27 protein-coding genes are annotated in these 25,314 nt (G+C 61.8%); 19 read left to right on the top strand and 8 right to left on the bottom strand.

The annotated features are described in order from the left end of the window. Positions 1-4 precede the first annotated feature (4 nt). The 7 genes from GA0061105_RS09065 to deoA are packed head-to-tail and all read left to right on the top strand — an operon-like array spanning position 5 to position 6,885. Positions 5-1,516, top strand: coding sequence for an ABC transporter ATP-binding protein (locus GA0061105_RS09065; RefSeq protein ID WP_064693373.1), 1,512 nt, complete (start codon positions 5-7; stop codon positions 1,514-1,516). Between the two features lie 7 nt (positions 1,517-1,523). Further along, positions 1,524-2,627 (top strand): ABC transporter permease, encoded by a 1,104-nt coding sequence (locus GA0061105_RS09060; protein WP_064693374.1) that lies wholly within the window; start codon positions 1,524-1,526, stop codon positions 2,625-2,627. A gap of 10 nt (positions 2,628-2,637) precedes the next feature. Continuing rightward, positions 2,638-3,609: an ABC transporter permease gene (locus GA0061105_RS09055; protein ID WP_092749540.1), complete on the top strand. Its 972-nt coding sequence runs from the start codon at positions 2,638-2,640 to the stop codon at positions 3,607-3,609. A 2-nt stretch (positions 3,610-3,611) separates the two neighbouring features. Further along, positions 3,612-4,001 carry a cytidine deaminase gene (locus GA0061105_RS09050; RefSeq protein WP_092749538.1) on the top strand — a complete coding sequence of 130 codons (390 nt, stop codon included), beginning with the start codon at positions 3,612-3,614 and terminating at the stop codon, positions 3,999-4,001. After that, complete coding sequence (locus GA0061105_RS09045) at positions 3,998-4,807, top strand: purine-nucleoside phosphorylase (protein ID WP_092749536.1); 810 nt, start codon at positions 3,998-4,000, stop codon at positions 4,805-4,807. Before GA0061105_RS09050 ends, GA0061105_RS09045 begins: the two co-directional genes overlap by 4 nt. Continuing rightward, positions 4,800-5,576: a deoxyribose-phosphate aldolase gene (deoC, locus tag GA0061105_RS09040; protein WP_092749534.1), complete on the top strand. Its 777-nt coding sequence runs from the start codon at positions 4,800-4,802 to the stop codon at positions 5,574-5,576. Before GA0061105_RS09045 ends, deoC begins: the two co-directional genes overlap by 8 nt. Before the next feature lies 1 nt (position 5,577). After that, positions 5,578-6,885 carry a thymidine phosphorylase gene (gene deoA / locus GA0061105_RS09035; RefSeq protein ID WP_092749532.1) on the top strand — a complete coding sequence of 436 codons (1,308 nt, stop codon included), beginning with the start codon at positions 5,578-5,580 and terminating at the stop codon, positions 6,883-6,885. 6 nt (positions 6,886-6,891) lie between these two features. Here deoA and GA0061105_RS09030 read toward each other — a convergent pair whose 3' ends face one another. The 7 genes from GA0061105_RS09030 to GA0061105_RS09000 form a co-directional block, all read right to left on the bottom strand. Further along, positions 6,892-7,461, bottom strand: coding sequence for a TIGR02281 family clan AA aspartic protease (locus tag GA0061105_RS09030; RefSeq protein WP_064693380.1), 570 nt, complete (start codon positions 7,459-7,461; stop codon positions 6,892-6,894). 125 nt (positions 7,462-7,586) lie between these two features. Beyond that, positions 7,587-8,216 (bottom strand): uracil phosphoribosyltransferase, encoded by a 630-nt coding sequence (upp, locus tag GA0061105_RS09025; RefSeq protein ID WP_064693381.1) that lies wholly within the window; start codon positions 8,214-8,216, stop codon positions 7,587-7,589. Between the two features lie 155 nt (positions 8,217-8,371). Beyond that, positions 8,372-9,340, bottom strand: a complete 969-nt coding sequence (locus GA0061105_RS09020; protein WP_092749530.1) for an adenosine deaminase — start codon at positions 9,338-9,340, stop codon at positions 8,372-8,374. Next, positions 9,337-10,557, bottom strand: a complete 1,221-nt coding sequence (locus GA0061105_RS09015) for a phosphopentomutase (protein WP_092749528.1) — start codon at positions 10,555-10,557, stop codon at positions 9,337-9,339. Before GA0061105_RS09015 ends, GA0061105_RS09020 begins: the two co-directional genes overlap by 4 nt. 104 nt (positions 10,558-10,661) lie before the next feature. Beyond that, positions 10,662-11,246 (bottom strand): TadE/TadG family type IV pilus assembly protein, encoded by a 585-nt coding sequence (locus GA0061105_RS09010; protein ID WP_092749526.1) that lies wholly within the window; start codon positions 11,244-11,246, stop codon positions 10,662-10,664. After that, positions 11,243-11,878: a TadE/TadG family type IV pilus assembly protein gene (locus GA0061105_RS09005; RefSeq protein WP_092749524.1), complete on the bottom strand. Its 636-nt coding sequence runs from the start codon at positions 11,876-11,878 to the stop codon at positions 11,243-11,245. Before GA0061105_RS09005 ends, GA0061105_RS09010 begins: the two co-directional genes overlap by 4 nt. A gap of 112 nt (positions 11,879-11,990) precedes the next feature. Beyond that, the gene (locus GA0061105_RS09000; RefSeq protein WP_092749522.1) at positions 11,991-12,401 is read right to left on the bottom strand and encodes a pilus assembly protein N-terminal domain-containing protein; all 411 of its coding nucleotides are present in this window, start codon (positions 12,399-12,401) and stop codon (positions 11,991-11,993) included. Between the two features lie 379 nt (positions 12,402-12,780). Between GA0061105_RS09000 and GA0061105_RS08995 the strand changes: the two genes are divergently transcribed. The 10 genes from GA0061105_RS08995 to GA0061105_RS08950 all read left to right on the top strand — a co-directional run bounded on the left by GA0061105_RS08995 (position 12,781) and on the right by GA0061105_RS08950 (position 22,405). After that, entirely contained in the window at positions 12,781-12,966 is a 186-nt protein-coding gene (locus GA0061105_RS08995) for a Flp family type IVb pilin (RefSeq protein WP_092749520.1), read from the top strand. A gap of 125 nt (positions 12,967-13,091) precedes the next feature. Then, complete coding sequence (locus GA0061105_RS08990) at positions 13,092-13,604, top strand: A24 family peptidase (protein WP_092749518.1); 513 nt, start codon at positions 13,092-13,094, stop codon at positions 13,602-13,604. 110 nt (positions 13,605-13,714) lie between these two features. Next, on the top strand, positions 13,715-14,530 hold the full coding sequence (gene cpaB / locus GA0061105_RS08985) for a Flp pilus assembly protein CpaB (protein ID WP_092749516.1): 816 nt from the start codon (positions 13,715-13,717) through the stop codon (positions 14,528-14,530). A 12-nt stretch (positions 14,531-14,542) separates the two neighbouring features. Further along, on the top strand, positions 14,543-16,042 hold the full coding sequence (locus tag GA0061105_RS08980; protein ID WP_092749514.1) for a type II and III secretion system protein family protein: 1,500 nt from the start codon (positions 14,543-14,545) through the stop codon (positions 16,040-16,042). After that, complete coding sequence (locus GA0061105_RS08975) at positions 16,039-16,794, top strand: CpaD family pilus assembly protein (protein WP_092749513.1); 756 nt, start codon at positions 16,039-16,041, stop codon at positions 16,792-16,794. The genes GA0061105_RS08980 and GA0061105_RS08975 overlap by 4 nt, the downstream gene beginning before the upstream one ends. Before the next feature lie 14 nt (positions 16,795-16,808). After that, entirely contained in the window at positions 16,809-18,086 is a 1,278-nt protein-coding gene (locus tag GA0061105_RS08970; protein WP_092749511.1) for a CpaE/TadZ family protein, read from the top strand. A 32-nt stretch (positions 18,087-18,118) separates the two neighbouring features. Beyond that, entirely contained in the window at positions 18,119-19,597 is a 1,479-nt protein-coding gene (locus GA0061105_RS08965; protein WP_092749509.1) for a TadA family conjugal transfer-associated ATPase, read from the top strand. Positions 19,598-19,602: 5 nt separating this feature from the next. Then, entirely contained in the window at positions 19,603-20,610 is a 1,008-nt protein-coding gene (locus GA0061105_RS08960; RefSeq protein WP_092749507.1) for a type II secretion system F family protein, read from the top strand. 15 nt (positions 20,611-20,625) lie between these two features. Continuing rightward, positions 20,626-21,612, top strand: a complete 987-nt coding sequence (locus GA0061105_RS08955; RefSeq protein ID WP_092749505.1) for a type II secretion system F family protein — start codon at positions 20,626-20,628, stop codon at positions 21,610-21,612. Positions 21,613-21,772: 160 nt separating this feature from the next. Continuing rightward, positions 21,773-22,405: a LysE family translocator gene (locus GA0061105_RS08950; RefSeq protein ID WP_092749503.1), complete on the top strand. Its 633-nt coding sequence runs from the start codon at positions 21,773-21,775 to the stop codon at positions 22,403-22,405. Between the two features lie 45 nt (positions 22,406-22,450). On the opposite strand, the gene GA0061105_RS08945 is transcribed toward GA0061105_RS08950, so the two are convergent. Then, positions 22,451-23,287 (bottom strand): tetratricopeptide repeat protein, encoded by an 837-nt coding sequence (locus GA0061105_RS08945; protein ID WP_092749760.1) that lies wholly within the window; start codon positions 23,285-23,287, stop codon positions 22,451-22,453. 141 nt (positions 23,288-23,428) lie between these two features. Here GA0061105_RS08945 and GA0061105_RS08940 point away from each other — a divergent pair, with 141 nt between their 5' ends. After that, positions 23,429-24,820: a leucyl aminopeptidase family protein gene (locus GA0061105_RS08940; RefSeq protein ID WP_092749501.1), complete on the top strand. Its 1,392-nt coding sequence runs from the start codon at positions 23,429-23,431 to the stop codon at positions 24,818-24,820. 135 nt (positions 24,821-24,955) lie between these two features. Continuing rightward, positions 24,956-25,306, top strand: a complete 351-nt coding sequence (locus GA0061105_RS08935) for a MarR family transcriptional regulator (protein ID WP_011423607.1) — start codon at positions 24,956-24,958, stop codon at positions 25,304-25,306. Positions 25,307-25,314 lie beyond the last annotated feature (8 nt).

Genomic DNA, 25,314 nt, shown 5'->3' with positions numbered 1-25,314 from the left:
TGCAGTGACAGATAAGCCCGCTATCGAGCTTGTCGGCATCGATAAGAAATTCGGTGCCGTCCACGCCAATAAGGACATCAACCTCACCGTTGCCAAGGGGACGATCCACGGCATCATCGGTGAAAACGGCGCCGGCAAATCGACGCTGATGTCGATCATCTATGGTTTCTACCACGCCGATAGCGGCGAGATCCGCGTCAACGGCAATCCGGTCACCATCCGTGACAGCCAGGCGGCGATCGCAGCCGGCATCGGCATGGTGCACCAGCATTTCATGCTGGTCGATAATTTTACGGTGCTCGAGAATATCATGCTCGGCGCCGAAGGCGGCACGCTGCTGGCCAGAGGCGTCGCATCGGCCCGCGCCGAGCTGAAGCGGCTGGAAACGGAATACGGCCTTGAGGTAGATCCGGATGCGCTGATCGAAGAGCTTCCGGTCGGCTTGCAGCAGCGCGTCGAAATCCTCAAAGCCATGTATCGCGGCGCCGAAATCCTGATCCTGGACGAACCCACGGGCGTGCTGACGCCGGCCGAGGCCGATCATCTTTTCCGCATCCTCAAGGTGCTGCGCGACCAGGGCAAGACGATCATTCTCATCACCCATAAGCTGCGCGAGATCATGGCGATCACCGACACGGTCTCGGTCATGCGCCGGGGCGAAATGGTCGCGACCCGCAAGACGGCGGAAACGACGGTGGAAGAGCTTGCCGAACTGATGGTCGGCCGCCGCGTGCTGCTGCGCGTTCAGAAGGGGGAGGGCAATCCGGGCGCCGCCGTGCTCTCCGTCCGCAATCTCACAGTCAAGGACAATCGCGGTGTCACCATGGTCGACAACGTCTCCTTCGACGTGCGCGCCGGCGAGATCGTCGGTATTGCCGGTGTTGCCGGCAACGGCCAGTCCGAATTGCTGGAGGCGATTGCCGGCATCCGCAAGCCAACCTCCGGTGAGATTCTTCTCGACGGCCAGACGATCGACAAGGCCGATCCCGCCCGGCTGCGCGATCTGGGCCTTGCCCATATTCCCGAGGACCGCCACCACATGGGGCTGGTGCTGAAATTCGAGGCATATGAAAACTCGGTCCTCGGTTATCACCGCCGCCCGGGCTACAGCAAAGGCCCGCTGCTCGATCTCGAAGCGATCCGCAAGGATGCGATGGAGAAGATTGAAAAATACGACATCCGCCCGCCGAATCCGCGGCTGAAGACGGCGAATTTCTCCGGCGGCAACCAGCAGAAGATCGTCGTCGCCCGCGAGATCGAACGCGATCCGAAGATGCTGATCATCGGTCAGCCGACCCGCGGCGTCGATATCGGCGCCATCGAATTCATTCACCGCCGGATCATCGAAATGCGCGACGCGGGCAAGGCGATCCTGCTCGTCTCCGTCGAACTCGATGAAATCCGCGCCCTTTCAGACCGTATCCTTGTCATGTTCGCCGGCCACGTCGTCGGCGAGAAGACGCCCGATGCCGGTGAACAGACCCTCGGCCTGATGATGGCCGGCATTGCCGCGTGAGGCCTTTATGAGCACTGCTTCCGTTCCGCTACCCAACTGGATCAACTACGGCCTGATCCCGCTTTTGAATCTCGTGGTCGCTTTTCTGATCTCCGGCTTCGTCGTCTGGCTGATCGGCGAGAGCCCGCTGGCTGCTCTCTCCTTGCTGATCGAGGGCGCCTTCGGCAGCGGCGAAGGCGTCGGTTTCACGCTCTACTACGCGACGAGCTTCATCTTCACCGGCCTTTCGGTCGCGGTTGCCATCCATGCCGGTCTCTTCAACATCGGCTCGGAAGGTCAAGCCTATATTGGTGGCCTCGGCTGCGCGCTGGCAGCGCTGGCTTTAGATCATTATGTGCCCTGGTATGTGACGATGCCGGTCGCCATTGTCGGAGCCGGAATCTTCGGCGCCGCCTGGGCCTTCATTCCCGCTTTCCTGCAGGCCAAGCGCGGCAGCCACATCGTCATCACGACGATCATGTTCAACTACATCGCAGCCGCCCTCATGGTCTATCTGCTGGTGCACGTGCTGATCGTGCCGGGCAAGATGGCGCCGGAAACCCGCACCTTCCTCGAAGGCGGGCAGCTTCCCAAGCTCGGTTGGGTCATGGATATCTTCGGCAGTAAATTGGGCGCTGCGCCGTTCAACGTTTCCTTCATCATCGCCCTCCTTGCCGCCTGGTTTGTCTGGATCCTGATCTGGCGCACCAAGCTCGGCTTCGAGATGCGCACACTCGGCGTAAGCTCGACGGCCGCCGACTATGCCGGAATTCCCTATGCCCGCATCGTCATCATCGCCATGCTGCTGTCCGGCGCCCTCGCCGGGATGATGGCGCTCAATCCGGTCATGGGCTCTTCCGCTCGTCTGCAGGTGGAGTTCGTCGGCGGCGCAGGCTTCGTCGGCATCGCCGTATCGCTGATGGGCCGCAACCATCCGCTCGGCATCATTTTCGCCGCAATCCTTTTCGGCACTCTCTATCAGGGCGGCGACTGGATCTCCTTCGAAATGCCGAACATCACCCGGGAAATGATCCTCGTCATCCAAGGTCTGGTCATCCTGTTCGCGGGTGCGCTGGAATATATGTTCCGGCCGGCGATGGTGCACCTCTATCAACAGTTCGTGCGGGCCTGAGGAGCGGACGATGGATTATTACGACATCTTCATCAACGTCCTGAGCTCGACGGTACGGCTCTCCATCCCGCTGATCTTTACAGCGCTCGCCGGGCTGTTTTCCGAGCGCGCCGGCGTTTTCGATATCGGCCTTGAGGGTAAGATGCTGGGCTCGGCCTTTGCCGCCGCCTGTGTCGCCTATCTCACCGGTTCGGCCTGGCTCGGCCTCGGTGCCGGTATCGTCTGCTCGGTGGCGCTCAGCCTGGTGCACGGCTTTGCCTCGATCACCAATCGCGGCAACCAGATCGTCTCGGGCGTCGCCATCAACTTCTTTATCGCCGGCATTACCATCGTGCTTGGCCAGGCCTGGTTCGGCCAGGGCGGGCGCACACCGCAGCTCTCGCCGGATGCGCGCTTCGCGCCAATCATCCTGCCGGGCGCCGACGCCGCCCGCGATATACCGATCCTCGGACCGCTCTACGCCAACGTCATTTCAGGCAACAATATCCTCACCTATCTCGCTTTCCTCGCCGTGCCCTTCTCCTGGTGGGTGCTGTACCGCACGCGCTTTGGCCTCAGGCTGCGCGCTGTCGGCGAGAACCCGGGCGCGGTCGATACGGCAGGCATTTCCGTCGCCTGGCTGCGCTATCGCGCCGTCATGTGCGCCGGCATCCTCTGCGGCTTTTCAGGCACCTATCTTGCCATCGCCCAGTCCGCGGCCTTCATCAAGGACATGTCGGCCGGTAAGGGTTATATCGCACTCGCCGCCCTCGTCTTCGCCAAATGGAAGCCGGTGCCGGTCATGTTCGCATGCCTGCTCTTCGGCTTCCTCGATGCTTTGGCGAACTTCATGCAGGGCAAGCAGGTGCCGCTGATCGGTGAAGTGCCGGTCCAGGTCTTCCAGGCGCTGCCCTATGTGCTGACCTGCATCCTGCTTGCCGGCTTCATCGGTGTCGCAATTCCGCCGAAGGCTGGCGGTGTGCCCTATACGAAGGAACGTTGATCATGTCCCACGACCTGTTCGAAGCCGCCCGCGGCGCCATGGCCTTTGCGCACGCGCCCTATTCGAAATTCCCGGTCGGTGCGGCGATCCGCGCCGAAGACGGCAAGGTCTATACCGGCGCCAACATCGAAAACCTTTCCTTTCCGCAAGGGTGGTGCGCCGAGCCGACCGCGATCGGCGCCATGATCATGGGCGGAGCCAGGAAGATCGTCGAAATGGCGGTCATTGCCGAGAAGCTGCCGCTCTGCCCACCCTGCGGCGGCTGCCGCCAGAAGATCTCCGAATTTGCCTCAAAGAATACGAAGATCTATCTTTGTGACGAAGCCGGCGTGAAGAAGACGATGACGATGGAAGAGCTCCTTCCCTTCAGCTTCGAGACGGAACTCGGATGAAGGCGACGGTCGACCTGCTCGCCGCATTGCTCGGCGCGATCAAGCCGCGCCACGGCATCGTGCTCGGCTCCGGCCTTGGTTCCCTCGTCGGTGATCTGGAAGGCGCCGTCCGTATCCCCTATCGCGACCTGCCGGGCTTTCCCGTCAGCGCCGTCTCCGGCCATGCGGGCGAGGTCGTTGCCGGCCGCCTCGGCGGAAAATCGGTCATCATGCTCTCCGGCCGCGTGCATTATTATGAGAGGGGCGACGCCAGCGCCATGCGCCTGCCGATCGAGGTCTTGAAGGCGCTCGGCGTCGAAGCGCTGGTCCTGACCAATTCGGCAGGATCGCTACGCGACGATATGCCCCCTGGTTCGGTTATGCAGATCACCGATCATATCAATTATTCCGGCATGAACCCGCTGATCGGCGAGGAAAGCGATCTTCGCTTCGTCGGGATGACCAACGCCTATGACGCCGGCCTCGCCGCGGCGATGCAGAAGGCGGCGGCGAAGCTCAAGATAGAGCTGGCGCAGGGCGTCTATATGTGGTTCTCCGGCCCGAGCTTCGAAACGCCGGCCGAAATCCGCATGGCGCGTATTCTTGGCGCCGATGCCGTCGGCATGTCGACGGTGCCGGAGGTGATCATCGCAAGAATGCTGGGCCTCAGGGTTGCGGCCGCCTCCGTAATCACCAACTATGGAGCAGGCATGACCGACAATGAACTCAGCCATCAGGAAACCAAGGACATGGCGCCCGTCGGTGGGGCCCGTCTCGCGGCCATATTGAAAGACATGATTGCGGCTGGAGGAAGCGAAAATGAATAGCCATTCCAACCGGGAAACGGCGGCGGTCGCCCTTTCTCTTCTCGACCTCACCAACTTGAAGGACGATTGCACCGAGGCGCAGATCGACGCGCTCTGCGCCCGCGCGCAGACGCCCTACGGCAATAGCGCCGCGATCTGCATCTGGCCGCGCTTCGTCGCCCGGGCCCGCAATATTCTCGGGGCCGGCCATGCGGTGCGGATCGCAACGGTTGTCAATTTCCCCGCAGGCGATATGGAAGTGGCCGACGTCGCCGCCGAAACCCGCGAAGCGATTGCCGATGGCGCCGATGAGATCGATCTCGTCATCCCCTACCGCAAGTTCATGTCAGGCAATGAGGCTGCCGTGACCGACATGGTCAAGGCGGTGCGCGCCGAATGTGCCGGTCCCGTCCTGCTGAAGGTGATCATCGAGACCGGCGAGTTGAAGGATGCGGCATTGATCCGCCGTGCCTCCGAACTCGCCATCGAAGCCGGCGCCGATTTCATCAAGACCTCGACCGGCAAGGTCGCTGTCAACGCGACGCTCGAAGCCGCCGACATCATGATCCGGGCCATTCGCCAAAGTGGGCGCAAGGTCGGCTTCAAACCGGCCGGCGGCATCGGCTCGGTGGCTGATGCGGCGCTGTATCTCAGCCTTGCCGAAACCATCATGGCGCCGGACTGGGCCATGCCCTCGACCTTCCGCTTCGGCGCTTCCGGCCTGCTCGACGACATACTGGCGGTTCTGAGCGGAGCGCAGCCGGCAGCGGCTGCGGCGTCGAGCTATTGAGATGATTCCGCAGGAGATCATCCGGCGTAAACGCGATGGCGAGGCGCTCGACGCTGCCGATATCAGCTCCTTCATCGCGGCACTCGCCGCCGGTCGATTGTCCGAGGGCCAGATCGGCGCCTTCGCGATGGCCGTCTGGTTGAAAGGCATGTCGCGCGAGGAAATCGTCGCACTGACGCTGGCGATGGCCGATTCCGGCGACAGGCTGCAATGGGCGGATATCGACCGCCCGATCGCCGACAAACATTCGACCGGCGGCATCGGTGACAATGTCTCGCTGATGTTGGCGCCGATCGCCGCCGCCTGCGGCCTCGCCGTTCCGATGATCTCAGGGCGCGGCCTCGGCCATACCGGCGGCACGCTCGATAAGCTTGAATCCATTCCCGGCTATAGGATCACTCCTGATGCGGAGCTGTTCCACAGGGTGGTGAAAGAGGCGGGATGCGCCATTATCGGCCAGACCGGGAGCTTGGCGCCCGCCGACGGCAGGCTTTATGCCGTGCGCGATGTAACCGCCACCGTCGACTCCATTCCCTTGATCACGGCCTCCATCCTTTCGAAGAAGCTTGCGGCCGGCCTTCAGACGCTGGTGCTCGACGTCAAGGTCGGCAGCGGCGCCTTCATGGCTGACCGCAGCCAGGCGGAGATGCTGGCGCGGTCTCTGGTCGACGTGGCCAACGGCGCAGGCCTGAAGACCTCCGCCTTGATCACCGACATGAATGAGCCGCTCGCCGATTGCGCCGGCAATGCCGTCGAGATGCGCAGCTGCCTGGATTTCCTAGCGGGCAGGAAGGCCGGCACCCGCCTCGAGACCGTGGTTTTTGCCTTTGCCGCCGAGATGCTGGTGAAATCGCGCATTGCCGCTTCCTCTGATGAAGCCGATAGGATGGCGCGCCGAGCCCTAGCATCGGGTCAGGCGGCCGAGATCTTCGGGCGTATGGTATCCATGCTAGGCGGACCGGCCGATCTCGTCGAAAATCCGGAGAAATACCTCGCCAGAGCGCCTGTCGAAATAACCGTCCCCGCCGACCGGTCCGGCTGGCTTGCCGCCTGTGACGCCCGCGGTATCGGCATCAGCGTCATCGATCTCGGCGGCGGCCGCCGTCACCCGGCAGATCGCATCGATCACCTGGTCGGCTTCTCCGGCCTCCTGCCGCTTGGCACCAGGGTCAATGCGGGCGACCCGATCGCCCTCGTTCACGCTGCCGACGAAGCGGCGGCGGAAAAAGCCGCTGCGGCCCTAGCCGCCCATTACCGCATCGCTGACAACAAGCCGAGCCCGGCCCCTGCCATTGTTGGCCTGATCTGACGCAGTTTATTGTTTGAGGCTGAGCGAGCCGTCGGCGACGGAATAGGAGGCGAGTTTCTGCAGGAAGCTCATGCCGACCAGCGTGGTCGTCAGCGCGTCGTCCTTCAGGACGAAGGCCTCGACATTCCGGACGCGGATGCCGCCGATTTCCACGCGGTCGAGGGTCACATGCGCGGCCTTCGTCCGGCCGTTTGCCGTGTTGACACCATAGCGGAAGTCGAGCTGATTGGCGGTGTAGCCGAGCCGGCGGGCGAGCGTCTCGTTGAGGGCGACATAGGTGGCACCGGTATCGATCAGTCCTTGCACCGCTTTGCCGTTGATCTTGAAGCTGCCGGTATAGTGGCCCTGCGCATCCGCCTGCAGGCGCATCGTATTGCCGCCATAGGCGGGCGCTGGTGCAATGGGCCGGCCGGTGTCGGTCGAGACGTAATTGGCAGAGAGAACGTCGGCTGGCTGCTGGCTTGCACCTCCGAAGAAGGAAGGCACCTGTGTGGCCAATACCGCGGCGATACTGGCGAATATGACGGTGCGAGCGAGCATGAAACAGAAATCCTTCCTGTATAAACCCTGCTTCATGCGGGGCCTCATGCTTCCAGCTTGCTAAGCCTCAAATCCTGATAAGTTGCTAATATCGACAGCGAAAGGCCCGGAACGAACCGTCCGGGCCATCAAGTCTTTCGATTTGGTAAAGGAAGGCTGAATTATTTGGTTCCGTACATGCGGTCGCCGGCATCGCCGAGGCCGGGCATGATGTAGCCCTTCTCGTTGAGATGGCTGTCGATCGCCGCGGTGAAGACCGGAACATCCGGATGCGCCGCGCGGAAGTTGCGGATGCCTTCCGGAGCGGCAAGCAGGCAGAGAAAGCGGATGTTGTGGGCGCCGCGCTCCTTGAGCTTGTCGATCGCCGCAATCGAGGAATTGCCGGTCGCCAGCATCGGATCGACGACGATGATCAGGCGCTCGGCCACGTCCTCCGGCGCCTTGAAATAATACTCGACCGGCTGCAATGTCTCGTGATCGCGGTAGACGCCGATATGCGAGACGCGGGCGGACGGCACGAGATCGAGCATGCCTTCAAGTAGCCCGTTGCCGGCGCGCAGGATCGAGGCGAAGACCAGCTTCTTGCCTTCGAGGATCGGCGATTCCATCGTCTCCAGCGGCGTCTCGATCGTTGCCATCGTCAATTCGAGATCGCGGGTGACCTCGTAACAAAGCAGCGTGGAGATTTCGCGCAGCAGGCGCCGGAAACTTCCCGTCGATGTCTCCTTGCGCCGCATGATGGTGAGCTTGTGCTGCACAAGCGGATGATCGATGACCGTGACGCCGTCCATGGGGAAGCCTTTCATTCTTTCTGTCGAATGTTTCTTTCACGGAAATCGGCCCGACCGCAAGAGTGGACCCGAATTTGCCCCGATCTTCCCCAATCCATGTCGCCGGAACGGTGCAGCGGTTCCGGGATAACGGCATGCATAAAAAGACACTCGCCTCAAAGCCGGGCAAGCAGATCCTTGCGCGTCCCTTCATCGACGAAGGCTGCCTCGATCGCCGTGCGGGTCATGACGTCGATCTCCGTGTCGCTGAAGCCGAAGGCACCGGCGGCGAGTTCATATTCCCGCTTCAGCGAAGTATGGAAGAATGGCGGATCGTCCGAGCTGATCGTCACCCGCACACCCGCTTCCTTCAGTCGCCGCAAAGGATGGGAGGTAAAATCGGGAAAGACCCTGAGTGCGACATTGGACCCCGGGCAGACTTCAAGCACGGTGCCGAGATCGGCAAGCCGCTTCACCAGATCGAGATCCTCGATGGCCCGCACGCCATGGCCGATGCGCGAGGGACGCACGGCGTCGAGCGCGTCGGCAACGCTGAAAGCGCCGCAGACTTCGCCGGCATGAATGGTCAAGCCCAGGCCGGCATCTCGGGCGATGTCGAAGGCTCTGATATAATCGGCCACCCGGCCCATGCGCTCCTCACCGGCAAGGTTGAAGCCTGTTATCAAAGGATTATCGGCCTTTGCCGCATATTTGGCCGCGCCGATCACACTCTCCGGGCCGAAATGCCGCTCGCCGGTCACGATCAGCCGGGCCTCGATGCCGCTTTTGGCCTTGGCCCGCCGGATGCCTTCACAGACGCCTGATATATAGGCATCGGCGCCGAGCCCAATGCGTTTGCCGTGGTCGGGCGACACGATGAGCTCACTGTAGATCGTATGGATGCCGGCAAGTTCGTCGAGATAGGTCTCGGTCAGAAGCGCGTAATCCTCCTCCGTCCTGTAGACCTCGGAAACCTTGTCGTAGCATTCGAGGAAACTTGCGAAATCGTGCCAGACATAGGCGCCGTCGCGAAGCTCGCCGCTGATGTCGACCCCGTATTTCCGCGCCTGCGCCTCTGTCAAAGCTGGCGGTGCCGCGCCCTCCAGATGGCAGTGCAGCTCGACCTTCTTCAAATGCGATGTCACAGAAAACTCCTTCCATGCGCTCCGGCCGGGATGCCGAGATGGCGCGCAACGCTTTCGCCGATATCGGCATAGGTGCGGCGGACGCCGATGGAACGCGACCGGATGCCCGGGCCGTAGGCAATGATAGGCACGCGTTCACGCGTATGATCCGTGCCGCGCCAGGTGGGGTCGCAGCCATGGTCGGCGGTCAGCACGACGAGATCGCCGGGCTTCAGCTTCTTGTGAACTTCAGGCAGACGTGCATCGAAGGCTTCGAGCGCTGCCGCATAACCGGGCACGTCGCGGCGATGGCCGTAGATCATGTCGAAGTCGACGAAATTGGTGAAGACGAGATCGCCGTCCTCAGCCTCGTCGATCGCCGACAGTGACGCATCCATCAGCGCCTCGTTGCCATTGGCCTTGATGAGCCTGGAAATGCCCTGGTGAGCGAAGATATCGCCGATCTTACCGACAGCATGCACATGCCGGCGGTTCTCGACGAGCCGGTCGAGCAGCGTCGGCTCCGGCGGCAGCACCGAAAAATCGCGCCGGTTTCCGGTGCGCTGGAAGGTGGAGGCCGACTGGCCGACGAAGGGGCGGGCGATGACGCGGCCGATATTGTAGGAATCGAGCAGCCCTCGTGCTGTATTACAGAAGGCGAGCAGCCGATCGAGGCCGAAATGCAGCTCATGCGCGGCGACCTGGAAGACCGAATCCGAAGAGGTGTAACAGATCGGCTTGCCGGTGCGGATATGTTCCTCGCCGAGCCTGGCGATGATTTCGGTTCCTGAGGCATGGCAATTGCCGAGAATGCCGGGAATGTCAGCCTGCCGGCATAGGGCCTCGATAAGCTCCGGGGGAAAGGCATCGCCTTCCGTCGGAAAATATCCCCAATCGAAATTGACAGGTGTGCCAGCGATCTCCCAATGGCCCGATGGCGTATCCTTGCCGCGGGAGACTTCGCTGGCGGCGCCATAAATGCCGTAGACCTTTTCCGGCAGGGGCATGCCCGCCGGAAAATGGCCGGAGGCGGCCCGGGCGATGTGCAGAAGCCCGAGTTCCGACATGTTCGGCAGGGAAAGCGGCCCGCTGCGCAGCCCGGCGCGGTCTCCGGCTCCGGCCGCGCAGAATTCGGCGATATGCCCGAGTGTGTCGGCGCCCTCGTCGCCATAGGCGGCCGCATCCGGCGCCCCGCCGACGCCGAAGGAATCGAGAACGAAAAGAAAGGCGCGCGCCATTTTACCCCCGAAAGGACAGATCGCCGGCCTTCGGAACATCGAAGGCTGAAGCCCACGCATATAGTGCCGCGCCTGGCTTGGCAAATTCGAGATGGGGAAGGGGGTCAGCAGTCGCCGCAGGGGATCGAGTCGCCTTGCCGCTGGCGGTAGAAGTAGCTGCGGCTGATGGTAATCGTGCGCATCCCATCCGGCATGAAGTTCGGCGCAAACAGGAACATCGTATAGGGGATGCTGAGTTCGGTGCGGACGAGGAAGCTGTTTGCCGTCTTCATGTCGGCCGGCACGTTGCTCACAGCCGTGTCCTTGGCGTAAGGCACCGTTCCGTCTTGCGCCCAGGACCAGAGCACTTTCGCGTTGGCACCAGCGTCGATGGTGATCCCGGTGATTTTCAGCGTCAGCGACGTCGTATTGTAAGGCACGAACATCGCCGTTGCGACCGATGGCATCTGCGCGAGCGCGCTCTTCGTGACGGATTGCTGCTGGGTGACGAGGTCGGCGATCGAACCAGCGGCGCGTGTCGCGCGCTTGCTGACGCTGAGGCCGATGGTGATCTCGAAAGCGCCGATATAGAGCATGACGAGAACCGGAAAGAGGATAGCGAATTCGATCGCTCCGGCGCCTTTGCGCTCTCGCGCCAGCCGACGTGCCGTCAGTGCCAGTCTGGTGAAAGGGTTGCGCAACGCCGTCATGGATACTGCTCGTTCTGGAACGCCGAGGTTGCGATAATCAGATATTGCGTCGGCATCGACCCGTCGGACGGACGGATCGTCGTGATATAGGGCCGGACCAGATCCGTGATGATTTCCCAACGATAGTAGGCGCGCAGCATGTTGATCGTGCCGGCGCCGCCAGGCGCATATTTGAAGGCGGCTGTGTTGATGTCGGCGTACCGGTCACCGGAAACCCTGGGGATCGTCGTCGGAATGGCCGAGAAGGTGGCGAACGTCTGCACATCCAGGTAAAGCTTGCTCGGTGTGGCGGCTTCGCTCGTCGAGCAGCTGATCAGGATCGAGATCTCGTTGCAGAACGCCTGGCGGAATTGCGTCTGGCTCATGTCGGTCGTACGGCCGAGATTGTAGGTGATCTGCCCGGTTCGCATCCGGCGGCTCATCGTATCGACGGCGTTGGAGACGAGTTCTTCGGCGGCAAAAGCGATGAAGGTTTCGAGGATCGCGAAGATCACGACGAAATAGGGGATGGCAAGCAGGGCAAATTCGATCGCCGCTGCGCCGTCGCGCGAGCGGGCGACAGCGCGAAACTGGGAGAAACGGAACGGCGCGAAGGCGCGCTCCCTATCCGTCTTCTGATCAACTACCGTCATTGCCTGGACCCGAGCGACATCTCTGCCTGCCACACTAGGGTCCGTTCGTTGATTTTCCGTTTCAGCCCGATACGACCATTTTAACGAAGAGCCGAAGATAGACGCTGCGCGATCAGGGTGACGTGGTGCCGCCGGTCGCTTGCTGCGCGTGCTGCTCGCAGTTCGGCGTGCAGGACAGCACGGAGCGCTCGGTCTGTCGGAAGACACGCACCGTGTTGCCCTCGTCTATCGACACAAGGACGCGCTCGTCCAGGATTGCGTTGCCGTCGGCGTCCAGAAGAACGAGATTGGTGGTGCCGAAGCTGCGTCCTGTCAGCACGATGGTCTTGGCATCGGCCACGGTCGCGTCGGCGACGTTGGCGTTGCCGACGATGACCTTGCTGACGGGGCGGTCGAGCTTCAACACGCGCGCGTGATCCATATAGACGCGCAGCATGTCATCGTCTGCGGCTGAGGAAACTCCCGAAACACCGGAAACGGCGATCATGCCGGCAAATAAAATGGTTTTGCCGCTCGATGACATTTGGTCCTCTTTCACGATCACAGCGCAATAGACGTATAGAATGGAAAAAAATGGTGAATGAAGCCTTAAACTCACCGTGCTGTTTCGAGGTGAAGCAGGATGATCCGATTTGGAACGGCGCGGGATGACGCAGGTTCCGCCCGAATGCGGCGCCTGTGCAATTTCCAGAATGAATCGCGTTGTTAACCTCTGAATATCGCTAAATATTGAGCGAAATGAATAAGGTAAAGCTTACCATGTGGGAGCCTAGAGCGGCCTTCACATGGTGTTAACTCTTTTTCTTAAGCCGATGGAAACGCCCATTCACTAGATTGTTGTCATCCGATCAACGGCAACAGTTGGCGGACGTGCTGAACATCAACTGGAGTTAGGAGTACCCATGACCAAGCTTTTTAGCCGTTTTCTGAAGGACGAATCCGGCGCGACCGCAATCGAATACGGCCTGATCGCTGCCCTCATTTCCGTAGCGCTGATCACCGGCGCCACGACCCTCGGCGGGAAGATCGGCAACACGTTCAACGGTTTGAGCACCAAGATGACGGGCGCTCAGACCGCGACCCAGTAAGGCGGGCGCCACTCACGCAGCGTCACCTAATGCCGGCCGGCTTTACTTCGGCCGAATTTTCGAGCGGGCTCACAGGCTGAACGGCCGTGAGCCTTTTCGTGTCTCACTATGATCGGGGTGTACGCATGGTCGCAACTGCAGTCTTCGTGATACTGCCACTTTGCCTCGCCTTCGCGGCCTTTTCGGATCTGTTCACCATGACGATTCCGAACCGTGTTTCCCTGATCCTTATTGTCTCCTTCTTCGCGCTGGCGCCGTTCTCGGGTCTCGGCCTGCAGGCAATCGGCATGCATCTTGCCGCCGCCGCGATCGTCTTCAGCGCCTGCTTCGCCCTTTTTGCATTCAACGTGATGGGCGGCGGAGACGCCAAGCTGCTGAGCGCCACCGCGCTCTGGTTCGGTCTGAACCAGTCCCTGCTTTTCCTGATGACCGATGTTGCCATCATCGGCGGCTTGCTCACCCTGCTGATCCTGCTGGTGAGAGCCCAGTCGAACACTATCCTCGCCATCGGCCTGCCGGTGCCGAACTCTTTGCTGCTCGCCAAGAAGATCCCTTACGGCATCGCCATCGCGATCGGCGGCTTCATGGCCTTCCCATCCTCGCCGATCTTCATCGCCGCGCTGGAAAGCCTGAAATAACGGCATTTTAAATGCCCGTTAACTTAAAATGTAAGCACTCCATTAACCATAATTATACCAATTGCTGAGCATTCTGCAGGGCGAACATATCGTGCCTTGAGGAATGATCGATGAAACCGGCCCGCCTTATAATCCTAGCTGTCGCCGTGGTGGCAGCCGGCCTCGCCGGGCTCCTGGCCATGCGCATGGCTGGCAGCGGTGGCGTCGTCACCCAGGTGCAGTCGGTCATCGAGAAAGAACCCACCGTCAACATCCTCGTCTCGAGCGGCAATCTGCCGGTCGGAGCAAGGCTGGGCGAGGACTCGGTGCATTGGATGGCCTGGCCGAAGGACGGCGTCGTTCAAGGCTTCATCACCGAAGCCGACAAGCCGGATGCGATCAAGGACCTGCAGGGCAGCGTCGTGCGTCTGCCGATCTTCGAAGGCGAGCCAATCCGGCCTGAAAAGGTCGCCGATTCCAGCAGCCGCATCCTGTCCTCGCTGTTGCCGGCCGGCAAACGCGCGGTCGCGACCGAAATATCCGTGGCAACGGGCGCCGGCGGTTTCATCCTGCCGAATGATCGCGTCGATGTCATCATGGTCCGCAAGGGTACCGAGGCCAACAAGCTCATCACGGAAACCGTGCTGAGCAATGTGCGCGTCCTCGCCATCGATCAGCAGATCCAGGAGAAGGACGATGGCTCCAAGGCGGTGGTCGGCACCACCGCGACGCTCGAGCTCACTCCCGATCAGACCAAGGTTCTCGCCGTCGCCCAGCAAATGGCCGATCGGCTGTCGCTCGCGCTCCGCTCCGTCGCCGATGCGCGGGAGCAGGATACCAGTGCCGCCGACTATCTGCTGAGCGGCGACAACGGCAGCGCGAGCATTCAGGTCATCAAATCGGGCTCCATCGTGACGGATGCCGGCGCAGCGCCGAAGCCGGAGTAAAGGAACGTGCAAATGGGCAATTCAACGCGGCGGGCCAGACTTCTCCTGACAGGCTGCCTTTCGCTGGCAATCGGCGCTTCCGGCGCGGTGCCGGCCTCCTTCACGCCGCTTCTCGGTGCAGGCGAGGCGCGTGCCGATTCCGACAGCCTGGTGCGTATTTCGCAGGCCGGCCCCAATTCCCATCGGCGGCTCAAGCTCGGGCTCAACAAGGCCGTCGTCGTCGATCTTCCGGAGGATGCGCATGATATCCTCGTCTCTGATCCGTCCATGGCCGATGCCGTCACCCGCACCTCGCGGCGCATCTACCTGTTCGGCAAGAAGGTCGGCCAGACGAACATTTTCGTCTTCGGCGGCAATGGCGAGGAGATCGTCAATCTTGATATCGAGATCGAGCGCGATGTTTCCGGCCTCGAAGTCAATCTCCGCCGCTTCATTCCCGATTCCAGCATCAAGGTCGAAATCGTCTCCGACAATATCGTCCTGACCGGCACCGTGCGCACGCCGCAGGACGCCACGCAGGCGGCCGATCTGGCGCAGGTTTTCCTGAAGGGCGGCGAAGCGACCACGAGAACCGAGACGGCGTCCGGCAGTGGCGGCGACAGCTCTGTGGCGCTCTTCGCCGAAGGTCGTCAGACCTCGCAGGTGGTCAACCTCCTGCAGATAGAGGGCGAGGACCAGGTCACCCTCAAGGTGACGATCGCCGAGGTCCGCCGCGAAGTCTTGAAGCAGCTCGGCTTCGACAATCTCGTCTCCAATTCTTCCGGCATGACGGTCGCCCAGCTCGGCAGTCCTAACGCCGACGGCGCGACGGCGACCGTCGGTGGCGGCCTGGCGGCTCTCTTCAAGAGTTCGATCGGCAAATACGACATCTCCACCTATCTCAACGCATTGGAACAGGCCAAGGTCGTCAGGACCCTCGCCGAGCCGACGTTGACGGCGATATCGGGCCAGGCGGCAACCTTCAATTCCGGCGGCCAGCAGCTTTATTCGACAACCGACAATGATGGCAACGTCACCGTTGTTCCCTTCAACTACGGCATCAACCTTGCCTTCAAACCGGTCGTGCTGTCGTCGGGCCGCATCAGCCTGGAAATCAAGACCAACGTTTCCGAGCCGGTGGCCGGCAGCGGCAACGCCACCTATCAGCGCCGTTCGGCGGAAACTTCGGTGGAACTGCCCTCGGGCGGCTCGATTGCGCTCGCCGGCCTCATCCGCGACAATGTTTCCCAGACGATGGGCGGCACGCCCGGCGTCTCGAAGATCCCGCTGCTCGGCACGCTGTTCCGCCAGAAGGGCTTCGAGCGTCAGGAAACCGAGCTCGTCATCATTGCCACACCCTATCTGGTGCGTCCGGTGGCGCGTAACCAGCTGAACCGGCCGGACGACAATTTCAGCCCCGAGAATGACGGCGCAACCTTCTTCCTCAACCGTGTGAACAAGGTCTACGGCCGCCGCGAAGCGCCCGTCGCCGACGCGCAGTTCCACGGCTCGATCGGGTTCATCTACAAATGAGCGCGGCAGGATCGGCAGCAATGGACGAGAACAGAGATCAGGCGATGGCCCTCATGAATTCGACGACACCCCGGCTCGGTTACTCCAAGGCGCTTCTTGCCGCGGCCGCCGTGTCGATGGCGACCCTTTCCGGATGCGCCGGCCCGCATGACCAGCTGACGACAGGCGGCATTCCCGACGATTACCGCGCCCGTCACCCGATCATCGTCACCGAAGCCGAACAGACGGTGGATATCCCGGTCGCCTCGACCGATCGCCGCCTGACCATCGCCCAGCGCGATCTCATCCGCGGCTTTGCCGCAAACTACACATCACGCGCCTCAGGCCCGGTGTACGTCCTGTCGCCGGAGGGTTCGCCCAATTCCGCAGCCGCCTATCAACTGCGCAACCAGGTGCGAGCCGAGCTGACGACAAAAGGGATCGCAAGCTCGAAGATCATCAATACCTCCTATGCCGCCGCCGATGCCGGCGATGCCGCGCCGATCCGGCTGAGCTTTACCGGCACGACCGCGGTCACGACGCAGTGCGGTCAATGGCCAAAGGATATCTCGAACGATTTCGCCAATCAGAACTATTATAATTTCGGCTGCGCCTCGCAGAACAACCTCGCTGCCCAGGTCGCCAATCCGGAGGATCTGGTGGCGCCCCGCGGCATGACCCCGATCGACGCCCAGCGACGCAACAACGCCATCAAGGAATACCGGACGACGACGACGACGATCGAAGATGCCTCCGGCAGCAGCGGATTCTGAGGCGGAACGGGACGATGAGCGCGATCGAATACGACATCAAAAACCCCATCGAACTTCGCCACGCCGAAGAGGCGGTGCGCATGGCGGATCTGGAAAATATGCGGCCGTTGCCGCGCATCTCCGTTCATGCCTTTTGCGAAAGCGAAGCCCTGCAGCAGGTCATGGAACGCTGCGCCAATGATCGGCGGATGGCGAAGGTGAGCATGCGCATCACCAGCGGCGGCATAGCCGCCGCCGCCAATATGTTCTCCGGCGCGCCCACGCCCAACCTCATCATTCTCGAGACAAAGGCGAATGTCGGGAGCCTGCTTGGCGAACTCGCGCCGCTCGCCGCTGTCTGCGATCCGACGACCAAGGTCGTGATCGTCGGCTACTACAATGATATCGGGCTCTATCGCGAGCTTATCCGCAACGGCATTTCCGAATATATGGTCCAGCCGGTGGCCATGCCCGACATTCTGACCGCAATGGCGTCGATCTTCGTTGATCCGGAAGCCGAGCCGCTTGGGCGCAGCATCGCCTTCATCGGCTCGAAAGGCGGCACCGGCGCCTCGACCATCGCGCACAATTGCGCTTTCGGCATTTCCAACCTCTTCTCCACTGAAACGATCCTCGCTGATCTCGACCTGCCCTATGGCACGGCGAACATCGACTTCGATCAGGATCCCGCCCAGGGCATTGCCGAAGCCGTCTTCGCGCCCGATCGGCTCGACGAGGTCTTCCTCGACCGCCTGCTGACGAAATGTTCCGAGCATCTGTCGCTGCTCGCCGCACCGTCGCTGCTCGACCGCGCCTATGATTTCGACGGCCAGGCTTTCCAACCGGTGCTCGATGTCCTGCAGCGCAGCGCCCCCGTTACCGTGCTCGATGTTCCGCATGGATGGTCGGAATGGACGCGCTCGGTGCTGGCGAGCGTCGACGAGGTGGTCATCGCGGCGGTTCCCGACCTTGCCAACCTGCGCAATACGAAAAACATGCTGGACGCGCTGCGCAAGATGCGGCCGAACGACAAGCCGCCGCATCTCATCCTCAATCAGGTCGGTATGCCGAAACGTCCGGAGATCTCGCCGTCGGATTTCTGCGAGCCGCTGGAGATCGATCCGATCGCGATCATTCCCTTCGACATCAACCTCTTCGGCAACGCCGCCAACAGCGGCCGGATGATCTCCGAAGTCGATCCGAAGTCGCCGACGGCCGAAACCTTTTCGCAGATATCGCACATCGTCACCGGCCGCGTCGCCATCAAGAAGGCGAAGAAGGGAGGCCTGCTCGGCCTCCTGAAGCGGAAGTAGACGAGTAAAACGAAGAGATTGGATTAAGCGGCATGTTTGGAAAACGCGGAAACGAAGGTTTCGGAAAGGCCGGAGGCGCGATCGCTCCTTCGCCCCCGGCTCCGGCCGCTGCCGCGCCCGTGGCCTCCTCTCCTGCCGTCCTCGTCGAACCTTCGCGTGAGCCACAGCGCCAGCAGGTGACGCCGCCGCCGACGCAGGCGCCGGCGCGCAAGCGCCCGGTTCGCACCGACGAATATTATGACACCAAACAGCAGGTCTTTTCCGCGCTGATCGACACGATCGATCTGTCGCAGCTTTCCAAGCTCGACAGCGAAAGCGCGCGCGAGGAAATCCGCGACATCGTCAACGACATCATCACCATCAAGAACTTTGCGATGTCGATCTCCGAGCAGGAAGAGCTGCTCGAGGATATCTGCAACGACGTTCTCGGCTACGGTCCGCTGGAGCCCTTGCTGGCGCGCGACGACATTGCCGACATCATGGTCAACGGTGCCGGCCAGACCTTCATCGAAGTCGGCGGCAAGACGATGGAATCGGAAATCCGTTTTCGCGACAATGCGCAGCTTCTCTCCATCTGCCAGCGCATCGTCAGCCAGGTCGGCCGCCGCGTCGATGAATCGAGCCCGATCTGCGACGCGCGCCTGCCCGATGGCTCACGCGTCAACGTCATCGCGCCGCCGCTGTCGATCGACGGTCCGGCACTCACCATCCGCAAGTTCAAGAAGGACAAGCTGACGCTCGATCAACTCGTGCGTTTCGGCGCCATCACGCCGGAAGGCGCAACCGTGCTGCAGATCATCGGGCGCGTACGCTGCAACGTCATCATCTCCGGCGGCACGGGCTCGGGCAAAACCACCCTTCTGAACTGCCTCACCAACTATATCGACCGGGACGAGCGCGTCATCACCTGCGAGGACACGGCCGAACTGCAGCTGCAGCAGCCGCATGTCGTCCGTTTGGAAACACGTCCGCCGAACATCGAAGGCGAGGGCGAGATCACCATGCGAGATCTCGTCAAGAACTGCCTGCGTATGCGCCCTGAACGCATCATCGTCGGCGAAGTGCGCGGACCTGAAGTTTTCGATCTGCTGCAGGCGATGAACACCGGTCACGACGGCTCGATGGGCACGATCCACGCCAACACGCCGCGCGAATGCCTGAGCCGTATCGAATCGATGATCGCCATGGGCGGTTTCTCGCTGCCGGCAAAGACGGTGCGTGAAATCATCTCCACCTCGGTCGATGTCATCATCCAGGCGGCGCGTCTTCGCGACGGTTCCCGCCGCATCACCCAGATCACCGAGGTGATCGGCATGGAAAGCGACGTCATCATCACCCAGGACCTGATGCGTTACGAGATCGAAGGCGAGGATGCGGGCGGCCGGCTGATCGGCCGGCACATGTCGACCGGCGTTGGCAAACCGCATTTCTGGGATCGGGCTCGCTACTTCAACGAGGAAAAGCGCCTGGCCGCCGCTCTCGACGCGATGGAAGCGAAAACGAAGGAATAGGAGTGATGTTCGGGTTCGATCCGGTAGTCCTGGCAATCGTCGTCCTCGCAGCGGTCTCCGCGGCGGCGGTCGCCTATGCCCTAATGTTTTCGAAGATCGAGGCCGACAAGAAATCGGCAAGCCGCATCAACCGCGTCGCATCGGCCGAAGTTGACCGGGTCAAAGTCAAGGCTGCTCGTGATCGGGTGCAGGAACTGTCGAAGCGCCGCAAGTCGGTACAGGACAATCTGAAGGATCTGGAAAAACGCCAGAACGAAAAGGCCAAGAAGACCCTGTCGATGAAATCCCGGCTGGTGCAGGCCGGCCTGACGATAAGCCTGGGGAAATTCTATCTCTTCAGCGCCGTCTTCGCTTCCGTGCTGCTGCTCGTGGCCTTCGTCGTCGGCGCATCGTGGATGGTCATGGTCGGTGTTGCCGTTGTTGCCGGTCTTGGCCTGCCGCGTTGGGTTCTCGGCTTCCTCATCAAGCGCCGCCAGACCAAATTCCTCAACGAACTCCCCAATGCGCTCGACGTCATCACCCGCTCGATCAAATCCGGACTGCCACTCAATGACGCAATCCGTCTTATCGCAACCGAAGGCACCGAGCCGGTCAAGAGTGAGTTCCGGAGGGTGATCGAGGCACAGCAGGTGGGCCTCAGCATTCCCGACGCCTGCGCCCGCATGACACTCCACATGCCGCTCCAGGAAGTCAACTTCTTCTCGATTGTCATCGCCATCCAGTCGCAGGCCGGCGGCAATCTTTCCGAAGCGATCGGCAACCTGTCCAAGGTGCTGCGCGAGCGCCGGAAGATGAAGGCCAAGGTCTCGGCGCTGTCTATGGAAGCCAAGGCGTCAGCCGTCATCATCGGCGCGCTGCCCTTCATCGTCGCGACCCTCGTTTACCTCACCTCGCCGAACTACATGATGATCCTTTTTACCGATCCGCGCGGCCATTTCATCATGGGAGTCTCGGCGATCTGGATGTCGATCGGCATCTTCGTCATGCGCAACATGGTCAATTTTGACATTTAGCGGGAGAGAAGCACCGTGTCGCAGGACCTCGCCGCAACACTGACGAATCCGAGCATGCTGATCGCCGTCTTCGTCGCGATCGCCGTCTTCGCCACTTTTTACACGATCGCCATCCCTTTCTTCGAGCGCGGCGACCTCAACAAGCGAATGAAAGCCGTCTCGACCGAGCGTGAGCAGATCCGCGCCCGCGAACGCGCCCGCATGAATACGGAAACCGGCGCCGGAAAGGCTTCGCTCCGCAGCCAGAACAATCGCTCGGTCCGCCAAATCGTTGAGCGCTTCAACCTGCGTCAGGCGCTTGTCGACGAAAATACGGTCAACAAGCTGCGTGCGGCCGGTTTTCGGTCGGAGAATGCGCTGAACACCTTCCTCGTCGCGCGTTTCCTCCTCCCCTTCCTTTTCCTGGCACTTGCCGCTTTCTGGGTTTTCGTCCTCGGCAACCTAGCCGAAAGGGGCATGCCCGTGCGCCTCTTTGCCGTCATCGGCATCGGCTATCTCGGTTTCTATGCGCCCAACATCTACATCTCGAACCGCATGGGCAAGCGGCAGCACTCGATTAAGCGTGCCTGGCCGGATGCGCTGGACCTGATGCTGATCTGCGTCGAATCCGGCATCTCGATTGAGGCCGCGATGCGGCGCGTCTCCGAAGAACTCGGCGAGCAGTCGCCGCCGCTCGCCGAGGAAATGGTGCTGACCACGGCTGAGCTCTCTTTCCTGCCGGATCGCCGCGTCGCGCTCGAAAATCTCGCTACGCGCACGCAGATCGAGCTGGTGCGTTCGGTGACCCAAGCGCTGATCCAGGCTGATCGCTACGGCACGCCGGTAGCACAGGCGCTGCGCGTTCTCGCTCAGGAAGGGCGCGACGAGCGCATGAACGAAGCGGAAAAGAAGGCGGCCGCCCTGCCGCCGAAACTGACGGTGCCGATGATCCTGTTCTTCCTGCCGGTGCTGATCGCCGTCATCCTCGGCCCGGCCGGCATCCAGGTGGCCGACAAGTTCTGAGGTATGCTCCGGCCCGGATCGCGAATGCCTCTCATCTCAGCCGCAACCTGGGTGACCGGCGCCGGCATAGCTGGTAAACGGGATAAATAAAGGGCCATCGGGAAGCGCGGAAACGGCCGCCGCTTTCCCTCCGCTATCCGATCCTTAAAGAGAGGTTGCGATGTCTTCTGCCGGCATTTTCATCAGCATCATTGCAGCCTTGGTGATCGGTGCGATGAGCCCCGGCCCGAGCTTCGTCGTCGTCTCCCGGATCGCCATCTCGCGCTCGCGGCTGGATGGATTTGCCGCTGCACTCGGCATGGGCGCCGGCGGCGTCGTGTTTGCCGTGCTGGCGCTTGCCGGTCTAACGGCGCTGCTGTCGCAGTTCGAATGGCTCTATGTACTGCTGAAGGTCGCAGGCGGCGGCTATCTTCTCTACATCGCCGTCAATATCTGGAGGGGCGCCGGAGAGCCGCTCGAGATTTCCGACGCCGTCAATGGCCATCGCGCGCCTATGCGCAGTTTCATGATCGCGTTGCTGACGCAGCTCAGCAACCCGAAGACCATCATCGTCTATGCCAGCCTCTTTGCGGCACTTCTGCCGAGGACAGTACCGCTCGATCTCATAGTGGCGCTGCCGGTCGGCGTCTTCGCAGTGGAGGCGGGGTGGTATTCGATCGTGGCGCTCGCCTTTTCGGCCCGCCACCCGCGGCGCCTTTATCTCTATGCCAAGGGCTGGATTGACCGCGCCGCCGGTGCCGTCATGGGCGGCCTTGGCCTGCGTCTCATTCTTTCCGGCCTGAGCACCCGCTAAGGTCGTCTTGATAGAAGGCGTAAGCCTTGTTGCAGCATGTTCCGGTCAGTTGGTATTGCTGCCCTCAGGCGCGCCCGGCGTCTTGTCCTTGGCGGCGAGCTTCTGCCAGGAATTCTGCTGCGACAGCATGCTTCTCAGATAGGCGACATTGGCATCGGCCTGCTGCGGCGAAAGTTCGCGCCGCGCGATCTGCTCGGCTTCCGGAAAACGCCCCTGCAGGCCAACGACGAGGGCGAGGTTCTGGCGGACGCGGCTGTCGGCGCTCGGTTGGCCGGCGGCGGAGCGCAGATAGGTTTCGGCCGTGCGCAGGTCGCCGGTCAGCACATAGGACATGCCGAGGTTGGAAAGGATAGAAGGTTCGTTCGGCTGGATGTCGAGCGCGTCGCGGTACCGCTTTCTGGCGTCTGTTGCTTTGCCCATCTGGTCAAGGATCGCGCCTTCGGCCGAGATCAGCCTCCAGTCCGGACGATCCGGCGTCTGGGCGCGGGCGATCGTGTTCAGCGCCTGCTCGAACTGACCGGCGGCGGCCTGCGCCTTGCCGTAGGCGGCAAGCACATTGCGGTCTCCCGGATTGGCGATCGCCACCTGCTGCATGACGGCGAGCGCCTGCGCGTCGCGACCGCTCATGCGCAGCAGGTTGGCATAGTTGACGCCGTTGACCGGATCGCGCGGGTTCTTTTCATAGGCCTGACCGATCCGCTCCGTCGCCGAGCGCAACTCGGTCGCGTCCATCTCTTCGACCGGCTTGGTAAGCTTCGGCACCGAGCCTGTCGTCATCCGGTCCTTGGTCGTCGAGCAGCCGGCAAGCGCGAGGACGATCAGCGATGCCGCAGCGCCCTGCAGGATACGATTCATGGATATGACGGTGAGCGAGGCAGTCATCATGCGTTCCTGATTCCGAAATCGGCGCCTGACCTCGAAGCGGAACAGGGAAAGGTTTGACGCAATCTTCGCTCCAGCAATAGTCTGTTAACCCTAACAGACCGTTAAGGAACGATTCCTGACGACCGCCGAAGGACAATCATGGCCCCCTATCAGTTCATCGAAAGACCGACTCCTTTCAACACGAAAGGTGGTTCGACGCTGCCGATCTTCGCCGTCACGCCCGCCCATATCGAGACCGGCACGATCGATCCGATCGCGCTCGATTGGGCGCGCAAGGCGGGCTACAAGGCCGAAAGCGGCTCGCTGCTACTGATTCCAACGGCCGATGGCCATCTCGGCGGCGCACTTTTCGGCCTCGGCACCAACCCGTCCGAGCAGCCTTACATTACCGGCAGGCTGGCCCGCGCGCTGCCGGCCGGCAACTGGCACATCGAGACCGCGCCGCTGACGGCAAATCGCCTGGCCCTCGGTTTCGGGCTCGGCAGCTACCGTTTCGATTGCTATAAATCGGAAAAATCGCCGGCAGCGACCTTGATGATTCCCCGTGATGCCGACGCCGCCGACATCAAACGCCAGCTCGCCGGCGTGTTTCTTGCCCGCGACCTCATCAATACACCGACCAACGACATGGGGCCGGAGCAACTCGAAGCCGCCTTCCGCGGCCTGGCTCAGCACTACAAGGCGGAGATATCTGCCATCACGGGCGACGAACTGCTCAAGCAGAATTTCCCGCTTATCCATACCGTCGGGCGCGCCAGCGCCGATGCGCCGCGCCTGCTCGAACTGCGCTGGGGCAAGAAGGGCCACCGCAAGGTGACGCTCGTCGGCAAAGGTGTTTGCTTCGATACCGGCGGTCTCGACATCAAGCCGGCCGCCTCGATGCTGCTGATGAAGAAGGATATGGGTGGCGCGGCGAATGTGATGGGGCTCGCCCTGATGATCATGGACGCCAAGCTGAAGGTCGATCTGCGCGTCATCTTGCCCGTCGTCGAAAACGCGATCTCCTCCAATGCCTTCCGACCCGGCGACATCTACCGCAGCCGCAAAGGCCTGACCGTCCAGATCGACAATACCGACGCCGAAGGTCGCCTGATCCTGGCCGATGCGCTTGCCTATGCCGATGAGGAGGAGCCAGAACTTCTGATCGACATGGCGACGCTGACAGGCGCTGCCCGCGTTGCCCTCGGTCCGGATCTTCCGCCCTTCTTCACCGACGACGCCCGCCTGGCACATGACCTGACCGAAGCCAGCCTGGAAACGGACGATCCAATCTGGCGCTTGCCGCTCCACGCCGGCTACGAAAAGGATATCCGCACCAAATTCGCCGACCTGACCAACGCGCCGGCCGGCGGAATGGCGGGCTCGATCACCGCCGCGCTTTTCCTCAAGCGTTTCGTCAGCAAGGCCAGGAGCTGGGTGCATTTCGACATTTACGGCTGGGCCCCGTCCGAACGGCCGCATTCGCCGGGCGGCGGCGAAGCACAGGCGATCCGCGCGCTCTATCATCATATCCGCGGGAGCCTGCGCTGATGATGCAACCGAGCGGCGCCTGCCGATCGTTAAAATTTTATTCACCCTGCCGGGCGGCAGTTCCTGCCACCTCTTGCATGTCCACGGCAACTGCCGGAAAATGAAACGCTAGCGTAACGATTTCCGGAGGGGCCGGTGCCGATCGAACTGACCGCCTCGCAGGCGCTGGGGCTCTGGCATGGCGTGGCGCTCGATCAGGTTCGCCATGACGACCGCGATTTGACATTGCGCCAGATGGCAATCCTGCTGCATATTTACTTGGTTCCGCCGCCCCACACGGTGCGCGGGCTTGCCGCCACGCTCAATGTCACAAAGCCGGTCATCACCCGCGCCTTGGATACGATGGGTGAGATGGGCTTGGTGGATCGCGTGCGCGATGATGCAGACCGGCGCAATGTGATCATCAAACGCACAGTCGGTGGCGCGCTTTACCTGGAGAAGCTCGGCGATCTTGTCCGCGATCAGGGCCGCCGGCTGCCGATCTGAAAGGAACA

The sequence above is a fragment of the Rhizobium aethiopicum genome (assembly GCF_900094625.1).
Lineage (GTDB): Bacteria > Pseudomonadota > Alphaproteobacteria > Rhizobiales > Rhizobiaceae > Rhizobium > Rhizobium aethiopicum.
Note: the sequence above shows the minus strand (reverse complement) of the source record. Positions and strands in the feature narration are given on the sequence as shown.

What these genes read in the sequence shown, in the direction of transcription:
- GA0061105_RS09060 (WP_064693374.1), top strand. Translation starts at nt 1,524, where the DNA reads ATGAGCACTGCTTCCGTTCCGCTACCCAACTGGATCAACTACGGCCTG.
- GA0061105_RS08975 (WP_092749513.1), top strand. Translation starts at nt 16,039, where the DNA reads ATGAGCGCGGCAGGATCGGCAGCAATGGACGAGAACAGAGATCAGGCG.
- GA0061105_RS09000 (WP_092749522.1), bottom strand. Translation starts at nt 12,401, where the DNA reads ATGTCATCGAGCGGCAAAACCATTTTATTTGCCGGCATGATCGCCGTT.
- GA0061105_RS08945 (WP_092749760.1), bottom strand. Translation starts at nt 23,287, where the DNA reads ATGACTGCCTCGCTCACCGTCATATCCATGAATCGTATCCTGCAGGGC.
- GA0061105_RS08940 (WP_092749501.1), top strand. Translation starts at nt 23,429, where the DNA reads ATGGCCCCCTATCAGTTCATCGAAAGACCGACTCCTTTCAACACGAAA.
- GA0061105_RS08990 (WP_092749518.1), top strand. Translation starts at nt 13,092, where the DNA reads ATGGTCGCAACTGCAGTCTTCGTGATACTGCCACTTTGCCTCGCCTTC.
- GA0061105_RS09055 (WP_092749540.1), top strand. Translation starts at nt 2,638, where the DNA reads ATGGATTATTACGACATCTTCATCAACGTCCTGAGCTCGACGGTACGG.
- GA0061105_RS09010 (WP_092749526.1), bottom strand. Translation starts at nt 11,246, where the DNA reads ATGACGGCGTTGCGCAACCCTTTCACCAGACTGGCACTGACGGCACGT.
- GA0061105_RS08950 (WP_092749503.1), top strand. Translation starts at nt 21,773, where the DNA reads ATGTCTTCTGCCGGCATTTTCATCAGCATCATTGCAGCCTTGGTGATC.
- upp (WP_064693381.1), bottom strand. Translation starts at nt 8,216, where the DNA reads ATGGACGGCGTCACGGTCATCGATCATCCGCTTGTGCAGCACAAGCTC.
- GA0061105_RS08970 (WP_092749511.1), top strand. Translation starts at nt 16,809, where the DNA reads ATGAGCGCGATCGAATACGACATCAAAAACCCCATCGAACTTCGCCAC.
- GA0061105_RS09030 (WP_064693380.1), bottom strand. Translation starts at nt 7,461, where the DNA reads ATGAAGCAGGGTTTATACAGGAAGGATTTCTGTTTCATGCTCGCTCGC.
- GA0061105_RS09015 (WP_092749528.1), bottom strand. Translation starts at nt 10,557, where the DNA reads ATGGCGCGCGCCTTTCTTTTCGTTCTCGATTCCTTCGGCGTCGGCGGG.
- GA0061105_RS08995 (WP_092749520.1), top strand. Translation starts at nt 12,781, where the DNA reads ATGACCAAGCTTTTTAGCCGTTTTCTGAAGGACGAATCCGGCGCGACC.
- cpaB (WP_092749516.1), top strand. Translation starts at nt 13,715, where the DNA reads ATGAAACCGGCCCGCCTTATAATCCTAGCTGTCGCCGTGGTGGCAGCC.
- GA0061105_RS08965 (WP_092749509.1), top strand. Translation starts at nt 18,119, where the DNA reads ATGTTTGGAAAACGCGGAAACGAAGGTTTCGGAAAGGCCGGAGGCGCG.
- deoA (WP_092749532.1), top strand. Translation starts at nt 5,578, where the DNA reads ATGATTCCGCAGGAGATCATCCGGCGTAAACGCGATGGCGAGGCGCTC.
- GA0061105_RS08960 (WP_092749507.1), top strand. Translation starts at nt 19,603, where the DNA reads ATGTTCGGGTTCGATCCGGTAGTCCTGGCAATCGTCGTCCTCGCAGCG.
- deoC (WP_092749534.1), top strand. Translation starts at nt 4,800, where the DNA reads ATGAATAGCCATTCCAACCGGGAAACGGCGGCGGTCGCCCTTTCTCTT.
- GA0061105_RS09005 (WP_092749524.1), bottom strand. Translation starts at nt 11,878, where the DNA reads ATGACGGTAGTTGATCAGAAGACGGATAGGGAGCGCGCCTTCGCGCCG.
- GA0061105_RS08980 (WP_092749514.1), top strand. Translation starts at nt 14,543, where the DNA reads ATGGGCAATTCAACGCGGCGGGCCAGACTTCTCCTGACAGGCTGCCTT.
- GA0061105_RS09050 (WP_092749538.1), top strand. Translation starts at nt 3,612, where the DNA reads ATGTCCCACGACCTGTTCGAAGCCGCCCGCGGCGCCATGGCCTTTGCG.
- GA0061105_RS09045 (WP_092749536.1), top strand. Translation starts at nt 3,998, where the DNA reads ATGAAGGCGACGGTCGACCTGCTCGCCGCATTGCTCGGCGCGATCAAG.